The organism is Photobacterium sp. OFAV2-7, assembly GCF_022347985.1.
GTDB lineage: Bacteria > Pseudomonadota > Gammaproteobacteria > Enterobacterales > Vibrionaceae > Photobacterium.
Genome location: NZ_JAKRFQ010000078.1, coordinates 1 through 10,233, shown reverse-complemented (window position 1 = coordinate 10,233; position 10,233 = coordinate 1). Strand labels below are relative to the sequence as shown.

Below are 10,233 nucleotides of genomic sequence, written 5' to 3'. Positions count from 1 at the left end.
CGATCTCCAGAGTGAACATAACCAAATACCATAGAACAAACCAAATCGAGACGCGGAGTATATACCCAAATGCCTGACACACAAAAGCCGCTCAATCGAGCGGCTTTGTAAGGTCACTATATCGAGGGTGCTTCAGCCCTAAATCAGGCGAAGAATACCCACAGCATCATCAGCGGACAGACAACGCGAACATACCAAGGCCAGATTTTCCAGAACAGCCCCTGTTCTAGCTCAGGATAGCCTTCCTTGATTTCCTGCAGTACCTTGTCACGCTTCCAGACCCAGCCGACTAGCAGGGCAAACAGCATGCCTAGGATAGGCTGGGCATATTCTGTCGTGATAGAGATAACCAGGCCAAACATATCGCCGAAGTTGAACACGATAATGCCAGAGAACAAGGTGATCAGGCCGCCAATCCACCACACGGCAATTTTACGATCCTGGTTAAGCTCTTCAGTTGCACAGGCAACCGGTACTTCCAGCATCGAGATCGATGAAGTCAGGGCTGCAATCACCATCAATACGAAGAACAGTACGCCAATGAACAGTCCGGCCGAGCCCATGGTATCGAACATTGCAGGCAATACGCTAAACACCAGGGTATCTGACGACAGCAGCGCACCGGTATCGCTGTAGATTTCGACACCGTTATGCTGGGCAACAAACATTGCAGGCAGAATGAGCAGGCCAGCAATAAAGGCAACAGAGGTATCAAGCAAGGCAACCTGCGCCGCAGTTTTCGGCAGGTTCACATCTTTTTTGATATATGAGCCGTACACCATCATTGAACAGACGCCCAGCGATAGCGAGAAGAATGCCTGTCCCATGGCACTCACCACCAGACTAGGACTAAAGTGAGAAAGATCAGGCACCAGGTACATTTTCAAACCATCAATGGCACCGTCCTGGGTCAGGATATAAATCACCATAACCACGAACAGCAGCAGCAGCACAGGCATCAGTCGGGTCGACCAGCGCTCAATACCGTTTGCAACCCCGTTGCGTACCACCAGAATAGTCAGCACCATGAAGAAGACCATCAGGGCCAAGTTACGTGAAGCACTGAAAGATTCCAGCCAGTTAGCAGCAGATGTCATGCCAATCGCGTCAAGGATCGGCCCGACAAGATAACCAAACAGCCAGCCTGCAACAATGGCGTAGAAGCTCAGGATCATTGAGACCGCAATCATTCCTGCCACACCAAGCAACGTGGCGATGCCGCGCTGCTGGGGCCATACCGAACGTAGCGATTTAATCGGGTTGGCACTGCCGTAACGACCAATAGTCAGCTCTGCCACCAGCAATGGGTAAGCCAGTGCGAATACCATCAGCAGGTAAACCATCAGAAAGACAGCACCGCCGTTGCTTGCTGCCTGAGTCGGGAAGCCCCAAATATTCCCCAAACCGACAGCAGAACCAGCTGCCGCCAAAATAAAACCTATCCTTGAGCTAAATTGCGCTCTTGATCCACTTGCCATACGAGCTCTCTACACTAGTTGATAATTATTGTGCTGCTATTTGTTATGTCTTATTTCGGGTGTAAAGTTTTGTGTACATTTATAAGAGTATCAATCACACCGTCAACATTGGCAAGTAAAACAGTTTAGGAATAGAATGTGAAGCCCGCGATTCTATTTTTTGATCTATCACTAGCATTTCTCCGTCAAACGCGTTTTTCTGCACATTTATTGGTCAATTTATACTGTTTTGTTTCACCCTTGTTAAAAGTATTGGCAGATATTTCTGCCTGCAAGATAACGTTGGTATTCCTTCTATTTCAATGCAAAATAGAGAGCATATAACTCTTTATTAATCAGATAAGCCATTCACATGGAACAGTTTTATCAAGTACTCGCTTGGGTCGGCGTTTTCTTTTACTGGCTGATCATCGCTGGTGTGACAATGCGGGTTGTGTTTAAGCGCCGCGTCGTGGGCGTATCACTGGCGTGGTTGATGATCATCTATATCATTCCTATCGGCGGCGTCTTTGCTTATCTGCTTGTGGGCGAGCTCAACCTGGGTAAAAAAAGGGCTGAGCGGGCATTGGAAATGTTCCAGCCCTTTGCCGACTGGTTTCAGCGTCTGAATGACTGCCCCGGCCACCAGCCGCAACAGATGAGCCTTCATGCCCGCCCAATCAGTGATTTATGTGAAAATCGGCTGGGCATCCCGGCACTGTGTGGCAATTCACTTTCATTGCAAGACTCTCCGCACAAAATCTTACACTCGCTGATTGAAGACATTCACCAGGCACAGGAAGCGATTCATCTCGAATTTTACATTTGGCACCCGGGAGGCCTGGCAGACGAAGTGGCCGGTGCTCTTATCGTAGCTGCCAAACGCGGCGTCAAAGTGAAAGTATTGCTGGATGCGGCAGGTAGTATGCGCTTTTTCCGCTCCTACTGGCCGAAGTTAATGCGTAATGCTGGTATCGAAATCACTGAAGCGCTGGCAGTATCACCGCTGCGAATGTTCCTACGCCGCCTGGACTTGCGCCAGCACCGGAAAATTGTCGTTATCGACAACAATATCGCCTATACCGGTTCGATGAACCTGGTCGATCCCGAGTACTTTAAGACCGATGCCGGTGTGGGCCAGTGGATTGATGTCATGGTGCGGGTGACAGGGCCGACCGTCTCTGTATTGAACTGTATCCAGGCCTGGGACTGGGAAGTCGAAACGGGCGAACGCTATCTGCCACTGCTCCCTGCCTGTAATCTTCCTTCACCGGCAGACAGCTCAGACATGATCCAGGTGATCCCTTCAGGCCCCGGGATGCCCGATGAAATTATTCATCAGGTACTGCTGCTGAGCATCTATCAGGCGAAAGAGAGCATTGTGATCACCACACCGTATTTCGTCCCGAGCGAGAACCTGCTCCATGCGCTGGAAAGTGCCGCCGAACGTGGCATAAGCGTTCACATTGTTATTCCCGACAAAAATGACTCGATCATGGTTGAGTGGGCCAGCCGCTCCTTCTTTACCGAACTCCTCGCTGCCGGCGTCAACATCCACCGCTTTCACGGCGGACTGCTGCATACCAAGTCCGTTGTGATCGATAACAATCATTGCCTCATTGGTACCGTGAATCTCGACATGCGCAGCCTATGGCTTAACTTTGAAGTCACCCTGGCTGTCGATAACCCTGAATTCACCCAGCAACTGAGCTGGCTACAGCAGGAATACATTAAAGACTCCGCCCATATCGAGCTTAGCGAATGGGAAAAACGTCCGGTGATCAACAAGCTGATTGAGCAGTTCTTCTATATGTTCAGCCCTTTGCTATAAAGGGCTGTTTTACTTTTACATACATCCAGCCAAGCATTCTCTACCTCAGATTCTCACCTATAGCACAACATGGTCTGTTTATTGCTCTTACTAACTGTCTGTCCAGAAGTGAGAGCCGCCATGAAGAAAGTCCATTCCCTGCTAATTGCTTTAGCTTTTACTAGCTTCCCTGCACTGTCCGATATTCAGCTGAGCTTTGGGGTATACACCTCAGACAAGGCAACAGCTATGGTTAAGCAATTTCGTCCAGTGCTTAATGCTCTCGAAGTCAAAATGACAGCAAAACTCAAGGAGCCTGTGCAAATTAGGATGCAAATTTCAAAAGACTACCAGCAGGGACTCAGCAATCTTGTCGAGGGCCGGGTCGATTTCTCACGGTTTGGCCCGAGCTCTTACATTTTGGCCAAGCAAAAGAATCCCGATATTCGAATATTGGCGATCGAGAGCAACAACGGCGGAAAAACCTTTAACGGCGTTATCTGCGTGCACAACGATAGCCATATTCACTCTGCAACTGATCTGGCAGGAAAGTCATTTGCGTTTGGCGACGAGAACTCAACGATCGGCCGTTATCTGTCGCAAAGTTATCTGGCCGACCACAACATTACAGCCAGCAGCCTGGATTCCTACAGCTATCTGGGACGTCACGACAAGGTCGGGGCGGCTGTTGGATCAGAGCAATACGATGCCGGGGCCCTAAAAGAAAGCACCTTCAACAAACTGGTCAAAAAAGGGATGCCGCTTCGCGCTATTGCTCGCTTTGAAAATGTTACTAAGCCATGGATTGCCAGCTCGACACTTGAGCCGAAAATCGCTGTCAGCCTGAAAGAAAGCCTGCTTGAGCTAGTCGAGCCCAAAGCGTTAAAAGCACTGAAGAAAAATGGATTCATTCCCGGTAACGACAGTGATTATGAAAAAATCCGTCTTGCCATGACCGACAACCGTTTCTTTTCTGAGTAGGAGGGTTTATGGCTGCCTATACCAAATCACTGCCTATGTGGCTCAAGTATGCCTTTCTGATCTCACTGATCACGCTGTTGCTAAGCTTCAGTGCCGGAGAAATTGTTCGAGGTTACGAAAGAAATTACCTCGAAGATAAGGTAGACAGGCAGTTACAAAGCTACTTCCAGGCATTATCGTCGACAACCATAGAGGATGTTCTGACCGAAGATGTCCCCCACCTGGAAACCATACTGGAGCAGGCAACCTCTCATAACCCTGACCTTATCTACGTCCTTATCAGTAATGAGGCTGGAGTGCTCTTAGCCAGTTCAGGGCAAGCTCCCGGCGGCAGTAACCCGCTAACGGCCCAGTATCATCGCACTATCATGTTCGAAGGTGAGGTTTTTGGCTCGATGACCCTTGCGCTCAGCAAAGAAAGACTGCTGGCTGACATCAATCACCATGTCGATCAGATACGTTTTATCTCGGCTGCCTCGTTATTGCTGCTTGGTTTTTTCTGCTATTTCCTAACCCATTACCTCCTGCTTTCACCATTAAATAGAATCAACAAACGGTTACTATCCATTGACGGGCTTGCTCTGCCCGTCAAGCCGGATCCGGAGCACTTATCAGAGTTAGCGCGTCTCGACAAATCCGTCAATGTCCTTCAGAAGGTACTAAAGGCACAGAAAGATAAAGAGCGCCAACTTCAGTTAGCAAAGAGACATGCCGAAGAAGCCAACAAGAGCAAAACTGAGTTTATTGCAACCATGAGCCATGAGATCCGAACCCCAATGAATGTCATTCTTGGCTCTCTTGATATTCTCAAGGATGAGTCGCTATCAACAACGGCCAAACATTTCACCACAACGGCGCAGAATGCCGCTAAGTTACTACTAAACCAACTCAACGACATCCTTGATTATTCAAAGCTGGACGCCAACAAAGTGGCTGTCAATAATGCAGCATTTTCGCCGGTAAATACGGCCGAAAATGTTATCGCACTTTTTTCTGAACAGGCGGCAGAAAAAGGCATCGTTCTGGCTTTCCGTTCAGATCTGGCAAGTCAGGCCAGCTTTATTGGGGACGAAGGCAAAATCACGCAGGTGCTAACCAACCTGTTGGGAAATGCCGTTAAGTTCACCGAAAGCGGTACAATTTCGCTCAGCATCACCAGCAAGAAAATACATGACAACACAACCCTCTCCTTCACAGTAGAAGATAGCGGAATAGGAATTGATAAAGGAAAGCTTGGTGCTATTTTGGATCCGTTTGTCCAAAGCGATCCGTCTTTTTCGAGACGTTATGGCGGAGCCGGCATGGGGCTTGCCATCAGCAACAAGCTCCTTGCTATCATGGGAGGGAAGCTCGATATCAACAGCAGCCTGGGGAAAGGCTCAATTTTCTCGTTCCAGTTAACACTCAAGCCTGCCGATAACACCAACAACAAGAGCAGCTACACACCCGTTGTCCCGACCCTCCAACAGCAGGCGTTGCCGATATTACTGGTAGAAGACAGCCCATCCAATCAACTGATTGCCAAGACTTTGCTGGCCAAGTATGGATTTCAAGTCAATACAGCCAATAATGGCCTTGAGGCTGTTCAAGCGATGAGAAACAACAAGTTTGCTCTGGTACTGATGGACCTGCAGATGCCCGAAATGAACGGGCTTGATGCCTGCAGTGAAATACGCAAGCTGACCAATGCCGAAAAGCAAGTCCCCATCGTTGCCATGACAGCCAATGTCAGTGACACAGACAAGCGGCAATGTTTGTCCGTCGGAATGGACGACTTTCTTACCAAGCCAATAGATATAAACAAAATGCTTCAGGTTATCTGCTATTGGTTGGGACGAAATCATCAGGACACCGCCCTTTATTCGCAGGTTTCCTAGGCTGGCAATAGAAAGATAGTGAAGATGAATAATTCTGAAAATTCTAGCCTGAATTTTGCATTAGTATTAGAACCGGAATAGCTCAGGCGGCTTAAAAAAGAACTTTTTGACACAAAAAATCGATTACATCGTTAAAAGTTCGGTTAGAATGTCAAAAATCTGACGTGAGTGATCACATTTTGGCATTCATGTTGTTTATAGAATCCGGACTACAATATACAAAAACATGTACATAAAATGCTGATTTAATACTAAGGCTCACTATTTGCCTCAATTTAAATGTCAGCTCTGTTTTATCGATAACCACCATGAGGTATCAGGATGTCCGTTAGGTTGTCACAAGCTGTAACTGGCTTATATATTGTTCTATGCATTTTTGCGTCTACGTCAGCTCTCGCCTATGAGACAACGCTAACAATCACAGGCCAGAATTCATCAGGGCATGAGGTTAATGTCACCCTTACCCGTTCTCAACTAGAAGAATTACCGCAAACTTCCCTGACAACCCACCTGCCTTGGATCAAGGAACAGGCTGAATTTTCAGGCGTCAAGCTGACAACCTTGCTTAACGCATATCAGCTAGAGCCAACCGAAATTTTAATGAGCGCCCTAAACGACTACTCGGCCTCTTCTAGCTGGAAACACATCAGAAAATACGAACCGATTATTGCGATTAAGAAAAACGATCAATACCTGAAAATCCGCGACTACGGACCCTATTGGCTGGTTTTTTCAATCGACAAGTATCCAGAGCTCAGTCAACGTAAAAATTTGGCCAAAATGGTCTGGCAGCTGGAAACCATCAAAGCGGAATAAGCTATGATCCGAAGCAGTTCTACAAGTTCCAAGAAAAAATGTGTCAAGATGATTTTGTATATCATCACCCCGCTTTTGATATTAAGTACGCTGGTTGCTGTCAATCACCTGAAGAGCAATTCGGAGGTTGTATCCAAAAGCCAAAATGAAGCGATATGGTTCGTTCTGCAGCTAACTAAGGAATATTCAGAATTTATCTACCAGTTGCAAAACTACCAATTCGGCAAAAGTAACCATAACGAAATGATGATCCAGTACGAAATTCTCTGGAGCCGCTATAACACCATCATCGACAACAGCATGATTATACATCTTGATCATTTCAATGGTGCTCTAGATAAAATTAACTCACACTTTGAAATGCTTCAATTACAGGAGCCTCGATTACTCAACCTACCCTCAACCCATGAAACTCAGGCTTTGCTACAACGGTTCAGAGCCGACTATGAAGAGCTGATCGTGTTTCTCAACTATAAATTCCGACTTGCTAGTGGGGATTTGGAAGAAAGGATCAGGGCAATTTCCGAAGTTGAAACCGTCATTCGTTACCTGCTCCTGACAACCCTGCTAATGGGAGCCCTGATGGCTTATCTCCTATTGCGAGAATCCCAGTCCCATCATGCACTGGCAATGAAGGACTCCCTGACAGGCATAAACAACCGACTCTGGCTCAACCAAAAACTGCGCGATTTGGAACAGACCAATACCTCATTTCATTTTTACCTAATTGATTTGGATGGATTTAAGCGGATCAACGATACGATGGGTCACCACGCTGGCGATGAATTGCTGGTCGAAGTTGCCCGGCGACTGTCGAAGCTACGCTGTAAACATTATTGTGCTGCGCGTATGGGCGGCGACGAATTTGCAGTCATTGAGCTTTGCCAGCCGACAGGTAACAACAACTCTTGCATCACTGAACAGTTGACGGAGATCTTTAGCAAACCAGCTATGTTTGCCGGCTCATTTCATTCGATTTCAGCCAGCATAGGGGTCAGCCAATTTCCAAAAGAAGCCAAATCTGTCTCTCAAGTGCTGAAGCAGGCAGACTTCGCGATGTACGAAGTCAAACAACAAGGAAAGGATGGCCTGCTGCATTACCGCACATTATCTTCGTTGCCAGATAACCAACGCGTGATAAGCTAAAGCTGCTTAGTTACTGCCCATGGGACGGGTTAAAGACATAAAAAAAGCGGTCAGATGACCGCTTTTTCATTAGGAATAATTTGCTTTTCTATCAGCTTACATTGCTGCAGTGTAGATAGCAGAAATCTCTTCGTGAGTCGCTTGTTTAGGGTTAGTGAAACCACAAGCATCTTTCAGCGCATTGTCAGCCAGAACAGCGATATCTTCTGCTTTAGCACCTAGCTCTGTAAGACCAGCAGGGATACCTACATCTTTAGACAGAACCTGAATCGCTTCTAGTGCCGCTTCTGCACCCTGCTCAGCAGTCATGCCTTCAACCTTCACACCCATTGCTTTTGCAACATCCAGCAGACGCTCAGGGCAAACCTGTGCGTTGTAGCGCTGTACGTGTGGAAGAAGAACAGCATTACAAACACCGTGTGGAAGGTCGTAGAAACCACCTAGCTGGTGTGCCATTGCGTGTACGTAACCCAGAGAAGCATTGTTGAACGCCATACCCGCCATGAACTGCGCGTAAGCCATTTGCTCACGTGCTTCCAGGTTCTGACCATCTTCTACTGCAGTACGTAGGTGCGCCTGGATAAGCTCGATCGCCTTGATAGCTACCGCATCGGTAATTGGCGTTGCCGCAATAGACACGTATGCTTCGATAGCGTGAGTCAATGCATCCATACCTGTTGCTGCAGTCAGAGACGCTGGCTTAGCAAGCATTAGTTTAGGATCGTTAACAGACATCAGTGGAGTTGTGTTCTTGTCAACAATCGCCATCTTGATGTGACGCGCTTCATCAGTGATGATGCAGAAACGAGTCATTTCAGAAGCTGTGCCCGCTGTTGTATTGATTGCAATTAGCGGAAGCTGAGGCTTCGCAGACTGGTCAACACCTTCGTAGTCAGCAATCTTGCCACCGTTAGATGCAACAAGCGCAATACCCTTCGCACAATCGTGTGGAGAACCACCACCTAGAGAGATAACGAAGTCACACTCGTTCGCTTTTAGCAGCTCAAGACCAGCTTCAACGTTACCAATTGTTGGGTTTGGTTGTGTACCGTCAAAAACAACAGACTCAACTTCACGATCACTTAGCAGATCCGCAACCTGCTTCACCATGCCGATTTGGCTTAGGATTTTATCGGTAACGATTAGTGCTTTTTTAAAGCCTTGTGCTTTAATCGCATCTGCAGCTTCAACTAGGCAGTCTGCACCCATTAGGTTAACTGTAGGGATAAAAAATGCACTGCTCATATCTAATTCTCCATAATTATCAAATACTAATTACTTTAACCAACTAACCCGTCTATCTCTTTTCGGATTAAAACGCTACCTGTAATGAGTATCCCACATACCCCATTCGGGCTAGGCATACATATCTAACACTTTCAAAATGTGCAACAATTTGATCTCGGACAATTTATGAAAAAAAGTGACTGGTCAGCGTTGTATTTTTTGAATTCGATCACTTTTTCACTAAAAATGCACCCACAATTGTTTACCCATGGAAACATTCTCTTTCGTATTGTCATAGATTAAGGGGGAAAACTGAGAGTTCTCGCACACAAAAAAGCGCTGAAACATGTCAGCGCTTTATCCTGGTTTTTCCGGAGAAGGAATTGGAGGTTATTGACGGATCCAAGCATCTTCCCATGCCGAACCAAAACCTGGCTCATAATGGATAGCCGAGTCGATGTTACACCAGCCGCCTTCCGGGAATGGACGACATTGATAGATGCTGCCATCACGCCCCAATACCAGTGTTTCACCCGGGACATACTGACCGATGCCTTCAGGGTAGGCATAATCATAATTGCCCCCTTCTGACGGGGCCTTCACTGTGACAGACTTAGTTTCAACCAATTTGTGTTCGGCATCTTGCTCGGCGGCATATACCTCAATGGTGAAATCCCCCAACTGGGAGGTGAACACTGTCAAGTCGATCTCGCCGTTGTCTACAATATCACTCGCCAGTGACAGCTGATGACCCGTACTGTCCAGCAGCTTCATATTGATAAGATAGCGGCCTTCGGATTCAACAGCGGCACTGATATATGCCAGCCCTTCTTCATTCTGGGTATATTCATCCTGCAGGCCTGTCACCGTTACAGGTGCCGGTTCGATTGTATCGCCGTCGCGAACATCTACCGCATAG

At 47.2% G+C, this 10,233-nt stretch carries 7 protein-coding genes and 1 pseudogene; 5 read left to right on the top strand and 3 right to left on the bottom strand.

All coding sequences use genetic code 11. The annotated features are described in order from the left end of the window. Positions 1–143: 143 nt before the first annotated feature. Positions 144–1,478 carry a sodium-dependent transporter gene (locus tag MHN01_RS07280; protein ID WP_239410713.1) on the bottom strand — a complete coding sequence of 445 codons (1,335 nt, stop codon included), beginning with the start codon at positions 1,476–1,478 and terminating at the stop codon, positions 144–146. A gap of 352 nt (positions 1,479–1,830) precedes the next feature. On the opposite strand from MHN01_RS07280, the gene cls reads away from it, so the two are divergent. The 5 genes from cls to MHN01_RS07255 all read left to right on the top strand — a co-directional run bounded on the left by cls (position 1,831) and on the right by MHN01_RS07255 (position 8,087). Next, positions 1,831–3,288, top strand: a complete 1,458-nt coding sequence (cls, locus tag MHN01_RS07275) for a cardiolipin synthase (RefSeq protein WP_239410712.1) — start codon at positions 1,831–1,833, stop codon at positions 3,286–3,288. 120 nt (positions 3,289–3,408) lie between these two features. Further along, complete coding sequence (locus MHN01_RS07270; RefSeq protein ID WP_239410711.1) at positions 3,409–4,248, top strand: PhnD/SsuA/transferrin family substrate-binding protein; 840 nt, start codon at positions 3,409–3,411, stop codon at positions 4,246–4,248. A gap of 8 nt (positions 4,249–4,256) precedes the next feature. Continuing rightward, the gene (locus MHN01_RS07265) at positions 4,257–6,125 is read left to right on the top strand and encodes a response regulator (protein WP_239410710.1); all 1,869 of its coding nucleotides are present in this window, start codon (positions 4,257–4,259) and stop codon (positions 6,123–6,125) included. Positions 6,126–6,446: 321 nt separating this feature from the next. Beyond that, positions 6,447–6,941, top strand: a complete 495-nt coding sequence (locus tag MHN01_RS07260) for an oxidoreductase (RefSeq protein ID WP_239410709.1) — start codon at positions 6,447–6,449, stop codon at positions 6,939–6,941. 48 nt (positions 6,942–6,989) lie between these two features. After that, a complete protein-coding gene (locus MHN01_RS07255; RefSeq protein ID WP_239410708.1) occupies positions 6,990–8,087 on the top strand; it encodes a GGDEF domain-containing protein in 1,098 nt (365 codons plus the stop codon). 96 nt (positions 8,088–8,183) lie between these two features. Here MHN01_RS07255 and yiaY read toward each other — a convergent pair whose 3' ends face one another. Continuing rightward, positions 8,184–9,332 (bottom strand): L-threonine dehydrogenase, encoded by a 1,149-nt coding sequence (gene yiaY, locus MHN01_RS07250; RefSeq protein WP_239410707.1) that lies wholly within the window; start codon positions 9,330–9,332, stop codon positions 8,184–8,186. A gap of 372 nt (positions 9,333–9,704) precedes the next feature. Next, positions 9,705–10,233: pseudogene (locus tag MHN01_RS07245) on the bottom strand (hypothetical protein); the annotation flags it as partial.